Here is a 17,104-nt window from a genome sequence, read left to right as displayed (position 1 = left end):
CTCATCGATTGCCAATCCTTTAGGGATATTAGAGCACCATTATGGAAAGTATTTTAAAAAAAGCTGGTCTCTCATAGAGGCCAGCTTTCCTAGTTATTCATTATTTTGTAATAGGTAACAATACTTCCATCACTGTACCTTTATTAACTTCGCTATTAATATTAATTTTACCGTTATGGTCCTCTATTATTTTTTGAGAAACCATTAATCCAAGACCAGTTCCATCATTCTTAGTCGTGAAAAACGGTTCAAATAAGTGCTCCATATCTTCCTTTGATATACCACTACCCTGATCAATTACACAAATAGAAATCCAATTTCCCTGCTTACAAGCCACTTTGATCTGTAATTGACCACCTTTAGGCATCGATTCTAAACCATTCTTTATCAGATTAATAAAAACCTGTTTTATTTGATTGTCATCTATTTTTATAGCTGGTATACCATCATCTATCTCAACAACTATTTTCTGATTTTGTTTATTAGCCTGTTGCTCGGTAATTGACACAACATAATCAATAATATGTCGAATTTGATGCTGTTGAAAGTGTGAGCTTTTTGGTTTTCCTAGTAATAATAGGTCATTAACGATTGCATTAATTCTATCAATCTCTTGATCCATTATTGAAAAATAATATTGATCTTCTGGATACTTCTCACGCTGAAGCTGTGTAAATCCTTTTAGAGAAGATAAAGGATTTTTAATTTCATGGCCTACTGTAGTAGCCATTTGACCTACAAATGCCAGCTTTTCTTTGTGGCGTAGTTCTTCGTGCATCTTTGTTAACGAATTAACGTAAGCTGAGAAACGAATTAATAGAATATAAGCAATAATCGCCAAGACAGTAATTAAAACGGTTGGTATAGCAACAACCTTCGAATGTATAACAATACCAACAATTAAATATCTTGAAATAGCACCAATTGATACAAACCAAAAAAATCGTTTATTAATAAAGATTGGGGAAAATAATACTAAAATCAGTTCTGCTATATTTCCGCTAGCATATTCAAGAGGTTTTTCCATAAATACGGTACAGTCATAAATGATAGCTAATGAAAAATATATAGCTACATGTAAGTACTTTATTACATGCTGATTTCCCTTTTTAAATAAAAAATACGAGAATACAAGCAGACATAGTAAAAAAAAGTAATTAGCATATCCAAGGTAATTGCCAAACCCTGGAGTTACTTTAGCTACGTATTTTTTAAAGAAAAAATAATAAAATAAATCAAACAGGACTAAAGTAACATAAAAAGCAAATAAATATGTTTTTATTGCACGCTTTTCTTCATGAAGTAACAGTGGGTGTACATTTATTTTTCGCATTCTTAACCTCACGCAGCAAAATAATCAAGTTGTATAACATAACTTATTATATACCATAAGTCCTAGTAAATGACAAATTTTATCAATTTTCGACTACTTTTTCACGATATGATTTATATAAAGAATGTGACAAAAATCCAACAATAATTAGTATTTGAATTGTAAAAACAACTGCATCCCAGAAATATGGATCAGAAATAGGTTTAACATAACCAGGCAGCATGCTAATCCCCATATATATAAGTTGAGGAAGATAGTATATCACCAACAAGGCCAACGTTATAGCTACACCAATGAAATAAAAAACACTATACCATTTAACTACCTTCTCTTCTCCAGCAAACAACTCTTTATTCGTAGACTTTCTCTTTAGAAATAAATTTTTTATTGAATGAATACCATTCTCCATTATGTTATAAGTTCCGGATAAATTCTCAAATAAGAAGTAGAAATCTGTTTTCATATAAATACAGCATTGGTATATAATCCTTACGACCGTATCAAAAATAATTAATCCAACTATCCCTATAATTATTTCGGATTCAATTGGGATAAAGAGATTAACCATAAGGGCAATAAATAATGAAACCGTATCAAAACAAACACCTGCTAAATAAAGTATATTCCTTTTTTTTGAAGGCAGTTTCCAAGCAAGAGTCAGATCCGTTTCAAAAACAATCAGATATAATCTACGCCCCACCTCTAATCTAGTAGGTAAATTGAATGACCTAATGGCAAGTATATGGCCAAATTCATGAATAATTACCATTAGAAAAGTGAGAAAACCAAATACTAAAATATTGACCGACATTATATCAAATACAAACAGATCAGTATAGTGAGGAAACAAAGATGGCTTCCAAACAAATATTAGGATATTTGAGATAAATAAAATTGCGTACAGATATTTTGTATAGGAGTTAAAAAATACTTTACCTAACTTTTGTGGTATCCATTCAAAGCCTAATTTAGTCTTATTCTTCAAGCTACGCTCAATCTTAACACCATTAATTGTATCAATTAAATCTAAATCTACTAACTGTTCCGTAAAATCGATTATATCAACTTCCTCATTAGGGTATTCTTTAATTAATGTTCGTTCAATTTCACCTAATGTAATATTCTCTTTCATTAATCCGAGAGCATCTATACAAATTTTTGGCATTTCAAAGAATTCTTGAGTAGCTAGGTCTTCTACAATGTAATGCTTATTATCCTTGCGAATATCTATATCACGTAAATATAACGTAGTATCCATTGTAATTTTCATGTATTCACCTTTTTTCAAGATTCATATTTTAAGCATAAAAAGAGGATGCAAAGCCCGAGAGCAAGCATCCTATAAAATCAATCTGGTACACGAGGTGTGAAAATACACCACCAACAAGTTGTTTTAACCTTTTTTAGTTTTCTAATTTTCATAGTTTCTCCTCCTTAACTATTACTTGCAAATCTCATATCCTAAAAACATAGCTTAGTTTTTATGAATATCTAGCCATGATGGATACACTTTTTGAAAAACTTCAACTAAATCAGGGTCAAATTGAGTTCCCTTACCTTCTATTATTCTATTATACGCCTCTTCCATAGGAAGAGCACTTCGATAGGATCTAGAAGAAGTCATTGCATCAAAAGCGTCCGCTACTGCTACGATTCTAGCAAGTAAAGGAATATTTGTACCCTTTAACTGATCTGGGTATCCTTTTCCATCCCACCTTTCATGATGGGAACGAATCACAGATATATTACCTTTTAGGCCATCAATATTTTTAACAGCATCAGCGCCGACTACCGGATGTGTTTTTATAACTTCGAATTCATCTTTAGTCAATTTAGAAGGCTTCATTAAAATTTGATCTGGGATATTTACCTTACCAATATCATGTAATAAGCAAGCATAGTTAAATGCCATTAATTCATCATTCGAGAACTGCTTTACTTCTTTAGCTAGAGATAAGGCATAACTTGCAACACGCTCACTATGACCTCGAGTATAGGGATCCTTTAGTTCCAGAGCTGCTATAACGCCTTTTACCATACCTTCTAGTTGCTCATCATATGAAGTTTTAACAGCTTGTACATAGGACTTAAATCTAGATAAAAATATAAAAGCTATTAACATAAAAACCATTGTTATTACTGCTGGAAATATTACATCCGTTGACTGAAGAGCAAAACCTGTTAAAAGATATCTAATCATTGCTCCAATAGAAACAACATAAAAGAAACGACTATTTACGAAAATAGGAGAAAATAATACAATAAACATTTCAGCTACATTACCACTTTTGAATTCAGAAGAGTTATAAAAGTAGAATGAAAGATCGTTACCAATTGATAGTATAAGATAAGTGATAACAATCAAATATTTTACTATATATTGCTTTTCTCTTCTACTTAAGTAAATTGAAACAGGGATTAATGATAGCATTATAATATAAACAAAGTAGCCAAAATTACTTGGTAGCCCTACCTTGCTATGGATAATGAATTTCGGATATATATAATAATAAAACACGTCATAGACGATCATAATTAAGTAAAAAAGCCCAAGGAACCACTTTAATGTACCTTTTTCTTCAGTACTTAGCGTAGAATTTTTTTTCATTTTTCGCATCTCTATTTCTCCATTTTTTCTTATATTTCTCTATAAGTAGGTAAATTACCTGCTAACTTTACAAAAAAGGTACAAAAGACTCAGTGTTAATTCGTCAAATATCGACTTTTTTCTTTCATTTTCCTATTATATATCAAATGTACTATAAACTAAATAGTTATTTAGGCAGAAAAATTCTTCCAAATTAGCATAATATCGTCTATTTCATAAATAGTCCTATATACCTAAAAATAAATAATGATAGTAATATTTTACTAGAAGTCAGTTTTTGTCAGAATATACAAACGAATAAAAACACAGTTTCCTGTGTTTTTATTCATTGATACTATACTATTTTTTAGGACCTATTACTAGTTTTAAATTCTTCCTAATAAGGTAAGTATGGATTATTTTACAAGGGAATGTTTAAACGCATAGATAACAGCTTGAGTACGATCCTGCACTTCTAATTTACTTAAAATATTACTTACATGGACCTTTACTGTTTTAAGAGCGATAAATAACTCATCCGCAATTTCTTGATTTGTTTTTCCGTCTGCTATTAGAAGTAATATTTCCATCTCGCGGTTTGTTAACTCTTCGTGAGGTAGATGAGTGTCCTTCTGTCTCATACGAACCATCATTTTCCCTGTAACTTCCGGCTCAAGAACTGATTCACCGCGGAATGTTTTTCTAACTGCATTTGCAATTTCACTTGCTTTCGACGTTTTAAGCATATAACTTGTCGCACCCGCTTCTAATGCAGGGTATACTTTTTCGTCGTCAATAAAGCTTGTCACAATTATAATTTTTGCTTCTGGCCAGCTTTCAATAATCCTTCGAGTTGCTTCGATTCCGTCCATTTCCTTCATGACAAGGTCCATTAATATGATGTCTGGTCGTAGTTCTAACGCGAGCTCAATTGCCTTTTTTCCATCGTCTGCCTCTCCTACAACGTCAATATCTGGTTGAGCAGACAAGTAGGAGGAAACCCCAATTCGTACCATTTCGTGATCATCTACAAATAACACCTTAATCATTTTCTTCACCCTCTAATTTCATCATTGGAACCTTTACTTCAATCCGTGTTCCCTTATTCTTCATACTCACAAGCCTCATTGTTCCACCAATTTCAACTGCACGCTCATGCATATTCTGTAAACCATATGAACCAGTTTTTGTTTCTTCGACGTCAAAGCCAATGCCATCATCAACAATTCGAAGAATAGCAAAACCATCTCGGTTAATTAATAGGACTTCTAACTGATTTGCTTTAGAATGACGGAGGGTGTTAGAAACAGATTCTTGAAGGATACGAAATAAATGGTCCTCTACGCCCTTATCGATGTGAAAGTCCTCTATTTTCATTTCAATTAATACTGGTACCTTCTGTGAAAGTTCGACTAAAAGCTCCTGAATCCCTTCTTGAAGAGACTTTCCTTTTAGCGCTACAGGTCGTAAATGAAGTAGCAAAGCTCTCATTTCAAGCTGAGATTGATGAATCATTTCTTCTACCATTTTTAGTTGCTTGGTTTCACGTTCATCTGTTGGAGGTTTGGTTTCATTAATGGCTGACATCATCATTGACGCAGCAAATAACTGTTGACTCACTGAATCATGCAATTCTCTTGCAAGTCTATTACGCTCTTCAGATACTATCTCTTGTATTCGTTTTTCCTGGTCGATTGCTTTTTCATTTGCTAACTTTTGAGAAAGCTTGGCTTGTTCAGTTATATGATTCTGAACCTTTTTTAAACGTTCCCATACCGTGTTCATCTCTGCCTGCTGTTTTTCAATCGGGTGACTAAGGTTTCTTCCTTGTTCGATTTGGTATAAAGCATCTGAAATCGATAATAACTGTTTTCTCCAAAGAAAACCTGATATAGTTCCGAAACTGAGACCCCCAAGTATGCTAATACTAATTGCCATGATAATGAATGGAAGGTCCATTAATTCCGTATTCCATAGTGATGACCAATTAGCTAAAGGAAATGCCATAAAGGACATACCCATTGCGATTATGAAAATAACTACTGAAAAGGCTATTCCTACAACTATCTGCCTCTGGACTGTACTCATACTCGTTTCACCTCTAAATTTCCAATTCCTATAGAGGTGATAATTTTAATCTTTCGGTCAGCTTGGTCATACTGTTCAGTTTGAAAATGAAGTGTTTGATTAAATGTCTTTGTGTCATGATTATCAAAGATTGTCGTTGAACCCACAAGTACAGAGTGATTTACATTTACCTCGACTTCGTAAGGAACAAATACTTGAATATTGCCAATAAAACCTCTAATGAAGATAACTGATTCTCCTTTTGGTAGAACCGTATAACTTAAGTCAATAATAGAATCACCAATACCTGACTGGATATTAACATCATTCCATTCATAGACATAATCGGGTGTTTGTTGTCGACCAAACAACAGATTTTGTAACAATGGCTTACGATCTACAATAGGTTCTTTAACCGGTTGTACCATTGTTTCCGTAATTTCTGGTTTTATATAATTCGGTTTTTTCTTGGATTGAACATATTGAAGTAACAGGTAGATAAGAACTGCAAGTAGTAAAAATTTTATTGTCATCATGTTTAGGAAAGTAATAGCTAAACTAATCCATCCAAACCAGAAAAATAGCTTTCCTGATGTACGCGGTATTCTCTTACGCCCTATATAAATACATCCAATTGATATGATAAGGGAAAATACTACACCGCTATTGAAAAATGAAATTTCTATAACAAGTAAGATAATTGCCAGTAATAGTAAAAAGTTCAAATTGTCAGCTTTCATCATTTTATCCAACATGCGTGAATCCTCCCTTCAAATGGATATATATCATAAGAAGGCGTAGAATACCCTACGCCTAATTTTTTGAAAACCTAGTTATCTTTAGAATACCATTTTTTCTTTATGAAATAGAATGAGTTTCTTCTTTTTTCATATCTTTTTCGAGTTGTGCAATACGAGCATCAATTGTATTACGATGGTATGACGAATTAATTTGGTGTTCTAATCTATCAAGATAATTTTCCATTTCCTCAAAATTTGTAGACCCATTCCCTGCATACTTATTTGAATCTAAGACCTGATTGATTTTCTGATTTGCTCGTGCAATGTTTTCACGCCCCATTAATTCCATGCGTTTAATGTACATATCTTTTAATTTATGCTTCATTTCCTCATATTTCTTTTCCAGTTCTACTAAATGAGTTGATGCGCTATTCAACGCTTCTTTTAAACGGTTTGAACGTTCCTCATAAGCAATTTGCTCTTGTACTGCAAATTCGTAGAGCGCATTTTCTCCCGCTTGCTTTGCTATTTCTGCTTGGTGTTTTCTTTTTTCAGACAACTCTCGTGCTTCGCGATACTCACGAGTAAACTGATCCTTTAAAGAATGTTGACGCTCAACAAGTTTACGAACTTTTTCTACCTCTACTTCACATTGTCTCAAATATTGGTTAAGCAATGCGATTGGATTTTTCTTTTCCTTATCATCTAATAATTCGTGGAAATCAGCAGCGATTGAATCCTTTAAACGTGTAAATAAATTTGCCATTAGTATCATTCTCCTTTTAGAATATAGTGTCTTTTCCCTATTACTACTTGTTTAGTTCAGCCCATTGTTTTTCAAAGTTTGTAAATGGGTCATTTGATTCTGAAACAGAAACTTTCTTTTCTTTTTTCCAGTTTTTATAGACAACATATAAGATATATGCAGCTGCGATGCCAAGAATCGCCGGTACGTTAGAAGCGGAAGCACCTAAAGCAAGAATTCCAATTGCTCCCCACAGGATTTTACTACCTGTTGAATCCGCCTTAATAAATTTTCTAAACGCATAATATAGAATCGCTAGACTGATCACGAGCCCTACCATTGGTCCAAGCTGTGATAAAAGCACGATTGCTGCAATACCTCCTACAATAAATAAACCAAATTTTCTCATGGTTCCTTCCTCCTTTCATGTTTCTATCTTATCTTGGTTTTAAATAAGTCATAATGAGCCTCAGTTATATTTTTGAATAGGACCTGGGGCTTAGTAGTTGCTAAACAAATCTATATAAGTAAAAAAAGCCAACCAAGTATCAACTTGATTGACTTCATTTGTTTAACCAAAATAAGTTAGGATTAAGGAACAAAGAACGCCCCCTGCTGATAGTAATCCGACAATTGGCCCGCCTTCTTCAAATGCTTCAGGCATCATCGTTGCGGAAACCATTGCGATTATACCACCTGCAGCAAATGCACCGACTGCTCCTTGTACAACTTCCGAGGATGGGCCTATTAGTGCGTAACCTACCATTGAACTTAATGATGATAATACTAACACCACAAACCATAAGATAAGAATTTTCTTTTTTGAGTAGCCATCTTTTTTTAGCCCAATGCTGCTTGATAGAGCTTCTGGAAAATTACTAATAAAAATCGCAATAATGATTAACCAGCTAATACTATGATTCTCTAATAGACTGACGCCAATAATAAGTGACTCAGGGATAGCGTCTATAATTGTTCCAATAAATATAGCCATTCCGGAATGATGTTCGGGGTTAATGTTTGAACGCTTCCGCTCATTTCCACCCTTTTTACTTATAATTAGTTCAGCGACAATAAAGATGACTGCTCCTAGTAAAAAACCAAGTGACGAATAGAGTAAACCTCCTTCGTTTACAGCATTTATGAGCAATTCAAAAGTTGCCGCTCCAATTAATACCCCTGTTCCAAAAGCCATAACAAATGCCGAAACCTTCTTAGGAATCTCTTTATATATCCCTAACATAGCCCCAATAAAAAGAGAAGAACCAGCAATTCCTCCCCATAATGCAGCTTGTAACATGCGACCACCTTATTGTTAAAAAGTATGTAACTAAGAAGTTTGTTGTACTATTATATGTTACCGAGTTCACCCTTTACTCTCCTTCTCGGGCACATAGAACGCTCCTAAGTAACCTTCCCATCATAAGCGTGTTCCAACAATTATCCTTTCCTCGAAACAAACCGATTTCCAGTAATCCAAAATCTCCAAGGATAGTCTTTAGCCTCACCCGAATTATCAATTCCAATTCGAGGACCAATTGATATATGCTCGGGAACATAACCCGCTGCAATATAGATTGGAGGTTTGAAAAACGGACGACCATAGTCCTCCATGTTAATTCCTAAAGCCTTTGTTAGTTTTCCAGGCCCATTTGTGAGGTTCTTTTCCTCCATTTGCCCCCTGCGCTCATACATTAATTCGATACCCTCACACGGCTCAACTGCTCTAATTAAAATTGCTTCAGGCTTTTCCATTTCACCGCTCACAACATTTACAAGACAATGAGTATGCATTTGATAGGTATATACAAACCCCGCCTCTCCAAACATCACTTCTGTCCGTTTAGTTCGTCGATTCTCAAAGCTGTGTGCTGCACGGTCTTCAGGCCCTTTGTAAGCCTCTGTTTCAACAATATAACCAGCCGTTATTCCGCCTTTTGTTTGTTTGACTAGCTTACATCCCAATAAAGACTTTGCTAATTCTAAGGTTGGTTGTGTAAAAAATGATTGACTCAAAATTTCTTCCATAGGATCTCCTCTATATCTACTCTCTTTCTTTTATAATAATCAAATGTTTCCTCAGCTATCCAAAAAGGGAGTAGAATTGGATAAATTCTACTCCCTCTCATGCGTTACCATTGGCAAATCAATCATTACCTCAGTGCCTTTCGTAAGCTCACTTTTATATGTAATGGTACCCTTCATTGCTTGTACAATCCTAGTTGATACGGTAGTTCCTACTCCAGTTCCTTTTTCCTTTGTTGTGTAAAAAAATGTACCAATTCTTTCAAGTTGTTCCTTATCCATTCCTTTACCTGTATCTCGTATGATAATGACTGCTCGATCTCCGTAAGAGGTCAACTCGATTGAAACCATACCACCTTCGTTAGTTGCTTCAATCCCATTTTTTATTATATTTATTAGTACTTGTTTTAATTGATTTTTATCTGTTCTAAGAATTGGGTTGGCCTCGAAATTTGTTACTAACTGAATACCTTCCTTAGAAGCTAGTGGATCGACTAGTTGTTTGACACTACTAATAACTTCTTTTATATGAAATTCTTCAATTTTTTCAAACTGAGGTTTTGCAAAGTTTAAATAGTCACTAATGATTGATTCAGCACGAGCCAACTCGCTTAATACAAGAGGATAATAGGATTCCTTATTTTTCGCTTTCTCGTCATTATGCATAAGCTGGAGAAAGCCCTTCACAACTGTAAGTGGATTTCGAATTTCATGTGCAATAGACGCCGCCAGTTCTCCTAGTGTATTTAATTTTTCAGCACGTTGAATTTCTTGTTGCATAATTCTACGCTCAATTCTAGATTCAATTAAAAAGGTAGCTAAAAAGATTCCAATAATATTTATTATTCCAATTACCGATACAATAAAAAGGACATGTCTGAAATCATACACTGATTGACCATGTGTAAAAATATGAATTGCCATAACAACAATAAAAGAAAATGCCGGCCAGATCCCAATGATTACTGATGCTCTTATACGACGTTTCGAATGAAAACTCCAAAACTTTTTTGAATATATCCACGGTACTATCGACGCAAGAATAACAATCACATACGTCAAATAGACAAACTCACCACCCATTATTGTCCTCACAATGCAAATGACGGCAATAACGATTCCTCCAGCAAGTGGACCGCCATATAAAAAGGACAAGACAAGTGGCACATAACGCAAATCCCAATTTAACCCGAAGCTATAATAAGGGAAAATCATACAAAAGAGGGCTACAAGCCCTGAGGAAATACCGTAGCTTAATGAATTAAATATTTGTCGCTTATTTTCAAATAATACACTGTAAACAAAAATAGGTAGCAGAACAATCAAAACATGTAACAATAGCTTTTCGATTAGCATTATTGGTCCCCATTTCAGATGGATATCTTAGAAATACGACAAAAAGTCACTTTTCCCTTCAAATTTTTCATTATTATACGCGCTAACGCCCTATAACTTTTAAGAGTAAAAACTTTTTCTTTGAAGCGTAAAAATAAGTATTGCATTTAAACGTAAATTGATTTACTCTAAAAAGTAACAGGAGGTGTAAATTTTGGAAGATATTCGATTAAATGTTTCTTTACTTCGTAGAAGAGTGCCTAATTTAACAACAGCCGCACGTTCAGTAGGATTACGCCCTGCTACAGTTTCAAATCTTTGTACAGGAAAGATTCCGATTGCTAGATCAGAGGTTCGAACATTGGTGGCACTTGCAGATTTGGCAGAATGCACATTAGATGAATTGTTAATTAGAGGGGAGAAAATTGAGATGATTGAAACTGGTATTAAAACGCTTGATGTGTTTGCTCCATTAGCCAAAGGAGGTACGGTTGGTTTAGTTGCACGACCTGGTATGGGCCAATTAGTTCTACTTGCAGAAATGCTGCACAGATTACGTAATAACGGGTATGTAACTGTATTATTAACACCAGAAGGAAATCCCTCTGAAGTAAACGACCTGCTAGATGAAGTAATGGTTGTAACTCACTCAATTGATGAGGCTTATGAGGAAATTGCTAAAATTGGGAATTCTAAAGAAATTGCATTTACTGCTGACCGTTCACATGTAATAACAGGCGAAATCCAACAATTACAAGAAAGACTACAAGACATTGGTATAGATTCTGTCACTACCTTCCTAGTAGATTTAAAAGGCGAAGTTGTCGACGAGGATTTACCATTCGGACCCCTTGAAACACTTTGGCAGTTTGATGCTGACCTTACCGCTAGACATCAATACCCAGCGGTGAACCCAATCTATTCAACATCTTCTGTACTAGAAGGTGCACACCTAGACCAAACCCACTTAACCATTCAACAACGTGCAAAAAAGCTATTACGAAGATATCGTGAGTTACGCTCTATTGTTAGTGTACACGGTATTGAAAAGTTACCAGAAACAGAGGTTCAAACCTATAAGCGCGGTGAGCGACTAGAAGCTTATTTGACACAACCATTTTACGTCGCAGAAGCTTTCACCGGAAAAAAGGGTGAAACCCTCACTCTACATGAAACATTAAATGATATTCGTAAAATCCTGGACGGAACTGCAGATTCACTGGACGTTAAAGAGTTAGCTTATATTGGAAAACTAAACTAATCGTTATAGGCACTGAAAAGGAGTCCTAACTGCTAAATACAAAAAGGGAAATACACACTTAATTATGTATTTCCCTTTTCCTTATTTCCTTTTACTTTTTAAATATAGAATAAGTGCTGCTACTCCAAAAATGAGAGCTTGAGATACGAAGAGAATAATAGCTCCGTTTTTTTGCTCTGATATCGGCGGATATGGTAACAGTGTTTCTAGGATATCCGGTGGAATTTCTTCTCCAAATGGCATACAAAGAGCCAAGGAAGCTAGCATTTGGGTTGTATCGCTATAAACTTTATATAATTCTTGGTCAGCCAATAGTAAAAACAAGACAACTGGCGTAAATAATACAATATTTACAGCTATATAGATTAGCTTTTTTCTAAGGCTTAGTACGTCCATCTCCTTTATTGGTGAAATAATCGGCCACCAAAGGAGAACTGCTGCAATTATTAATCCTATTAAGAAAAAGTAATTTGTAAAATAGCCTGTGCGGATCCAATCAAATAAAACTGGGATGTGATAAACAATAAACAAACCATGAAATAATGCAATCGTAAATATGGGATGAGTGAAAACTGTATATATTTTTCTAGCGATCTTTCGTTTTAACAATTTCTCCAACAAATCTACTTTTAGACCAAGTACAATTAGCGGCGCTACAATTAAGAGTAAAATAACAACTTGAATAATATGTGCGCGAAATAGCATTCTTCCTAAAAGATTTAATGGACTTCCTACAGTAAATAGAATAAGAAGCATACTAAGTACAAAGGCAAGTGTTTTAAACAGTGTGTGATCCTTGGAAGTGGGTAAAAGAAACAAATACAATACAACGAGTATTAATGTAAAAAAGATGATACCGCCGTTCCATTGTGAATGAAAACTAAATCCCTCGAGGAGTTGTGCAATCATAGTTATCACCAATCTTTAAGATAGTAAAATACATATATATATTAATTGTAAAGATAGTTGAAGCAAAAACATATGAGAAATATCACATGTCGTTTTTTCGACAAATTTCAGCCAAAAAAAAACCATATTTATATAGAGAGCTTCTATATAAATATGGATATATACTTTTATAGTGGTAATAAGTTTACAGTTTCTTTCAAACGTAGTCCCTCAACCATCTCTTGCCAATCAGCTGGCTTGTTAGGAAGAACTGTATAATAAGTAGTTAAAAAGTCTACTACTAATTTAGCTGGCAGTTCTGAAACTGAATCATCGCTAGGCATGAAGCATAAATCAAGCCCTTTAACAGCTTCCCCATCGTTATTCCATGATGGATGAACATAAGCCAAGTCCAGGCGTTTGTAGCCAAGGTGTGATAAAACCTCTCTACGTACGAATGGATCCATTGGCTTTACAGTGCCAAATTCATAATGTGAAACTTGGTAAGGATCATATATTTCAGCAAACATACCAAATAATTCTTTGCCATTTTCGTTCGCTAATGCTTGAAGGTCCTTACTACGATTTGTTGCTAGGAAACGTCCAATGCTTAATCCTGGTTGTCCGATGATTGTAAAGTCTGTCATCGCAATATTCCAATCAGGATAGTAACGATACTCAGTTGCCCCAACCACTTGATCATCAAGAACAGCAACAAACACGCGAATACTTGGATCTTCTAAAGGCTCCTTCCAAAGTTCGAAATCTAATACCTCTTCTTTCGGGAATACCTCTTTCATTAACTCATGCATCTTAAAAAATAATGGATCTTGAATACCAGTTATACGTTTATATTCCATATTCATCACTCTCTTTCCTAGCAAAATTAGTTCCAATCTGTATAAAGATCGGTACGACGATCGCGCCACGTGGTAACAGAACCACGCTCACGTACTTCATATAAAAGGTCTAAATCAAGGTCAGCCGTAACAATCATATCATTGTTGATTTCACCTTCTACCAAGATTCCTTTCGGTGGGAAAGGTATGTCGTTAGGAGTGATGACAGCTGCTTGCCCAAAATTAGCACGCATAAAATCAACTGTTGGCAGTGATCCTACAGTACCGGTTCCGACAACATAGACTTGATTTTCAACTGCTCTTGCATGGCTTGTGTAGCGTACACGATGGAAGCCATGACGGTCATCTGTACAAGATGGACAGAAGATAACATCAGCCCCTTTAGCTTTAGCCATTCGTACAATTTCAGGAAATTCAATATCATAGCAAGTAAGCATAGCAATACGACCTTTGTCAGTGTCAAAAACCTGAAAGTCATCACCAGGAGACATATTCCACTCATGTACTTCTGTTGGTGTAATATGAAGCTTAGCTTGTTCTGCGATTCTTCCATCTGGATAAAACAAATGTGCAACATTATAAAGTGAATCAGCCTTTCGAATGACATGAGTACCACCAATAATGTGGACATTTGATTGTTTTGCTAGTGATGAAAAAAGACTACGATACTGTTCAGTAAACCCTGGTAGATCATTAATTGTTAACTTTGTACCATCTTCACTACCGATTGATAAAAGCTGTGTTGTAAAAAACTCCGGAAATAAAATAAATTCAGCACCAAACTCTTCGGCTGTTTTTATATAATGCTCACACTGTGCCGCAAAATCATCAAACGAACGAATCGTATGAAGATGGTATTGCACAGCAGATACTCTCATTTTCAATGACAAATCCTCCCTTATATATTCAAAACGCGATTTGTAGCCATCAAATGCAGAAATCAACGTCTTTACTAAGTATTACATTTAATAAGTGCAAAAAGATTTTCTAAAAGTGATTATTCTATATTTTCATCTAATAAACAAGTAAAAAGAAACAAATTTAAAAATAAATTCTTAACTCAACAAATGAATTATTGGTAGATTTCAATAGTATCATCAAACGAACATGCATGTCGTCCAAACTACCAAATATTATTTATATATACACTCAAAAAAAGTATGTTACCCTTAGTAAGGATTGTTAGAAAACTCGGCGATTGCCGAGCCTTTAGGAGACAACAGAGCCGTAGTTGCACTTATGCAGATAGTAAAGAATTTTTACTTTCCTATCTGCCAAAAAAGGTCCCTTAGTTTTAGTAAAATTGTCGTAATAAAACTGAAACATTTCTGCAACATGAAACGTCTTATCTAATGAAGAATATATCAGCAAAGAAGGTATGCATAATGGCAAGTGAAAAAAGAACAAAGAAAACAAATTATCTTAAAGTAGTTGGATTACTCAGCTTTATCATCTTATTACTTTTGTATTCTTTTTTCCTACTACAATCAAAATTTTTCCTTGAAGCAGACGCATCTACTCCTGCACCCATAAGCGAAGAAAAAGACACTTTAGAACATGTAATTGATGATATATTGAAACCCGACCAACAAGAAAAGGAAAGTCCAGAATCTAAACAAGAACAAACTCCTGCCGAGGAAAAACTAGAACCCATTAAAGAAGTTGATAAACCGATCGAACCAAGTGTTGAAGAACCGGAACAGCAAACACCAATAGAAACCCCTGCAGCTCCTGAACGTGCAGTATATCTTACATTTGATGACGGTCCACATAAAGTTTCCCTCGATATTCTTGCCTTACTAGATAAATACAATGCAAAGGCAACATTTTTTATGTTAGACAACAATATTAAGGCGTACCCAGATGCTGTGAAGCAAATGGTTGAAAAAGGACACAGTGTTGGCCTTCACGGTGTTTCACATGATAAACAAAAATTCTATCAATCTTCTAATTCTGTTCTTGGTGAAATGAACCAAACACAACAAACAATTTTGGATATTACTGGGATTGAAACGGATCTGATTCGTACTCCTTTTGGGAGTTCCCCTCACATGACAGACGCTTATAAGGACGCTGTTGCTGCCCAGGGCTATAAGCTATGGGACTGGAATATTGATAGTCGGGATTGGCAGTTTCGAGATGGCCGCTATGTTGATAGTGTCATAGACCAATTAAACAAGTTAAATAGAATTAACGAACCAATTGTTATTTTATTACATGAACGACCGGAAACACTTGAACATCTTCCAAGATTACTAGACTACCTCAGCAAGCAGAATTATGAGTTTAAAGCTTTAGATTCCTCTATGCATCCAATTCAGTTATACTAGGTAGTAGAAAAGGTGACAGGTAGCTTTTTTAAGTTACCTGTTTTTTTATTTTTCATACAAATGAGGTAAACTAACCTAAAATAAGTTTTAATGGAGAAAAAAATATGAATGGTCAAAATCGAGCAAATATTTTTCCAGGTTTAAAAGTCAATATCGTTTTAAAGAAAGACCAACGCACTGGTGCGTTAACAGAAGGAATTGTGAAAGACATCTTAACAAAGTCAAGTAATCATCCACACGGCATCAAGGTCCGTCTAGAAGATGGACAGGTTGGTCGTGTAAAGGAAATCCTAGGGTGAAAAGACAATACATATGAGAAATGAGGACAAATAACATGTTATCTTTTGAAGAAAAATTACAGATAATTGAATCGTTCCCTGAACTAGAACGTAAAGACGTATCTATGAAGCGAGTGAACTTCCATTACAATGATAGCGCCTTTGAGAAAAAGGTCGTTGTTCAGCATCTGCATCCAAACGGCAATGGTTTCGTCTATGCCGGTAACCTGAGCGGCTATCCTGTTGATGAAAAAGGGTTCGTAAATATACGTGAGTTCTCTGCGGAAGAACTTAGGAAGATTGTGAAAGCGTCTATTAAGTCTCTCTCTTCTAACTCTGCCGCAGTAAGAGAAGCAGCAATCGTCGGCGAAGGGCAAGAAGAGCATTGGATTAATGATGCAGGAAACGTTCTTTTACTTGTCTTAGAGGATGATTGGTGGAATGTATACTCTGGTTTAAATCTTGAGGCTGCATTCGGCACTTATGACGAGGCAGAAGACTACATGTTTGAAGAAGGATTTAGGTTAAAGTAAGTGACTTAGTGGCTAAACAAACATAATTATTAGCTGACCTACAAACATCGAGTAGGAGGATAATCATTATTTGACTATCCGACCTCTCACACCACCGTACGTACGGATCCGTATACGGCGGT

General features: G+C 35.1%; 18 protein-coding genes. 4 read left to right on the top strand and 14 right to left on the bottom strand.

The annotated features are described in order from the left end of the window. Window positions 1-100: 100 nt before the first annotated feature. From AB3M96_RS07515 to AB3M96_RS07465, 11 genes are all read right to left on the bottom strand, one after another. Window positions 101-1,333, bottom strand: coding sequence for an ATP-binding protein (locus tag AB3M96_RS07515; protein WP_412966967.1), 1,233 nt, complete (start codon window positions 1,331-1,333; stop codon window positions 101-103). A gap of 82 nt (window positions 1,334-1,415) precedes the next feature. Then, window positions 1,416-2,603 (bottom strand): hypothetical protein, encoded by a 1,188-nt coding sequence (locus AB3M96_RS07510; RefSeq protein ID WP_412966966.1) that lies wholly within the window; start codon window positions 2,601-2,603, stop codon window positions 1,416-1,418. A gap of 204 nt (window positions 2,604-2,807) precedes the next feature. Beyond that, on the bottom strand, window positions 2,808-3,941 hold the full coding sequence (locus AB3M96_RS07505) for an HD-GYP domain-containing protein (RefSeq protein ID WP_412966965.1): 1,134 nt from the start codon (window positions 3,939-3,941) through the stop codon (window positions 2,808-2,810). A gap of 395 nt (window positions 3,942-4,336) precedes the next feature. Further along, complete coding sequence (locus AB3M96_RS07500) at window positions 4,337-4,969, bottom strand: response regulator (protein ID WP_412966964.1); 633 nt, start codon at window positions 4,967-4,969, stop codon at window positions 4,337-4,339. Continuing rightward, the gene (locus AB3M96_RS07495) at window positions 4,962-6,008 is read right to left on the bottom strand and encodes a sensor histidine kinase (RefSeq protein WP_412966963.1); all 1,047 of its coding nucleotides are present in this window, start codon (window positions 6,006-6,008) and stop codon (window positions 4,962-4,964) included. Before AB3M96_RS07495 ends, AB3M96_RS07500 begins: the two co-directional genes overlap by 8 nt. After that, window positions 6,005-6,742: a cell wall-active antibiotics response protein LiaF gene (gene liaF / locus AB3M96_RS07490; RefSeq protein ID WP_412966962.1), complete on the bottom strand. Its 738-nt coding sequence runs from the start codon at window positions 6,740-6,742 to the stop codon at window positions 6,005-6,007. Before liaF ends, AB3M96_RS07495 begins: the two co-directional genes overlap by 4 nt. Before the next feature lie 103 nt (window positions 6,743-6,845). After that, a complete protein-coding gene (locus AB3M96_RS07485) occupies window positions 6,846-7,493 on the bottom strand; it encodes a PspA/IM30 family protein (protein WP_412966961.1) in 648 nt (215 codons plus the stop codon). A gap of 43 nt (window positions 7,494-7,536) precedes the next feature. Then, a complete protein-coding gene (locus tag AB3M96_RS07480; RefSeq protein ID WP_412966960.1) occupies window positions 7,537-7,881 on the bottom strand; it encodes a lmo0954 family membrane protein in 345 nt (114 codons plus the stop codon). A gap of 162 nt (window positions 7,882-8,043) precedes the next feature. Further along, window positions 8,044-8,772: a ZIP family metal transporter gene (locus AB3M96_RS07475; protein WP_412966959.1), complete on the bottom strand. Its 729-nt coding sequence runs from the start codon at window positions 8,770-8,772 to the stop codon at window positions 8,044-8,046. A 140-nt stretch (window positions 8,773-8,912) separates the two neighbouring features. Then, window positions 8,913-9,500 (bottom strand): DNA-3-methyladenine glycosylase, encoded by a 588-nt coding sequence (locus AB3M96_RS07470; protein ID WP_412966958.1) that lies wholly within the window; start codon window positions 9,498-9,500, stop codon window positions 8,913-8,915. An 87-nt stretch (window positions 9,501-9,587) separates the two neighbouring features. Next, on the bottom strand, window positions 9,588-10,853 hold the full coding sequence (locus AB3M96_RS07465) for an ATP-binding protein (RefSeq protein WP_412966957.1): 1,266 nt from the start codon (window positions 10,851-10,853) through the stop codon (window positions 9,588-9,590). A 193-nt stretch (window positions 10,854-11,046) separates the two neighbouring features. On the opposite strand from AB3M96_RS07465, the gene AB3M96_RS07460 reads away from it, so the two are divergent. Beyond that, a complete protein-coding gene (locus AB3M96_RS07460; protein ID WP_412966956.1) occupies window positions 11,047-12,093 on the top strand; it encodes an ATP synthase beta subunit C-terminal domain-containing protein in 1,047 nt (348 codons plus the stop codon). A gap of 81 nt (window positions 12,094-12,174) precedes the next feature. Here the strand turns inward: AB3M96_RS07460 and AB3M96_RS07455 are convergent, their stop codons facing one another. The 3 genes from AB3M96_RS07455 to AB3M96_RS07445 all read right to left on the bottom strand — a co-directional run bounded on the left by AB3M96_RS07455 (window position 12,175) and on the right by AB3M96_RS07445 (window position 14,725). Next, complete coding sequence (locus tag AB3M96_RS07455; protein WP_412966955.1) at window positions 12,175-13,002, bottom strand: cytochrome c oxidase assembly protein; 828 nt, start codon at window positions 13,000-13,002, stop codon at window positions 12,175-12,177. Between the two features lie 167 nt (window positions 13,003-13,169). Next, the gene (locus AB3M96_RS07450; protein ID WP_412966954.1) at window positions 13,170-13,841 is read right to left on the bottom strand and encodes a GNAT family N-acetyltransferase; all 672 of its coding nucleotides are present in this window, start codon (window positions 13,839-13,841) and stop codon (window positions 13,170-13,172) included. Window positions 13,842-13,867: 26 nt separating this feature from the next. Continuing rightward, window positions 13,868-14,725 carry a carbon-nitrogen hydrolase family protein gene (locus AB3M96_RS07445; RefSeq protein ID WP_412966953.1) on the bottom strand — a complete coding sequence of 286 codons (858 nt, stop codon included), beginning with the start codon at window positions 14,723-14,725 and terminating at the stop codon, window positions 13,868-13,870. Window positions 14,726-15,226: 501 nt separating this feature from the next. On the opposite strand from AB3M96_RS07445, the gene AB3M96_RS07440 reads away from it, so the two are divergent. From AB3M96_RS07440 to AB3M96_RS07430, 3 genes are all read left to right on the top strand, one after another. Next, window positions 15,227-16,171, top strand: a complete 945-nt coding sequence (locus AB3M96_RS07440) for a polysaccharide deacetylase family protein (RefSeq protein ID WP_412966952.1) — start codon at window positions 15,227-15,229, stop codon at window positions 16,169-16,171. Window positions 16,172-16,275: 104 nt separating this feature from the next. After that, window positions 16,276-16,470: a YwbE family protein gene (locus AB3M96_RS07435; protein WP_412966951.1), complete on the top strand. Its 195-nt coding sequence runs from the start codon at window positions 16,276-16,278 to the stop codon at window positions 16,468-16,470. Between the two features lie 35 nt (window positions 16,471-16,505). Next, window positions 16,506-16,982 (top strand): hypothetical protein, encoded by a 477-nt coding sequence (locus tag AB3M96_RS07430; protein ID WP_412967151.1) that lies wholly within the window; start codon window positions 16,506-16,508, stop codon window positions 16,980-16,982. Window positions 16,983-17,104: the final 122 nt, after the last annotated feature.

This window comes from Ferdinandcohnia jepli (genome assembly GCF_047246645.1).
GTDB lineage: Bacteria > Bacillota > Bacilli > Bacillales > Bacillaceae_L > Ferdinandcohnia.
This window is presented reverse-complemented; position numbering and strand designations above follow the sequence as displayed.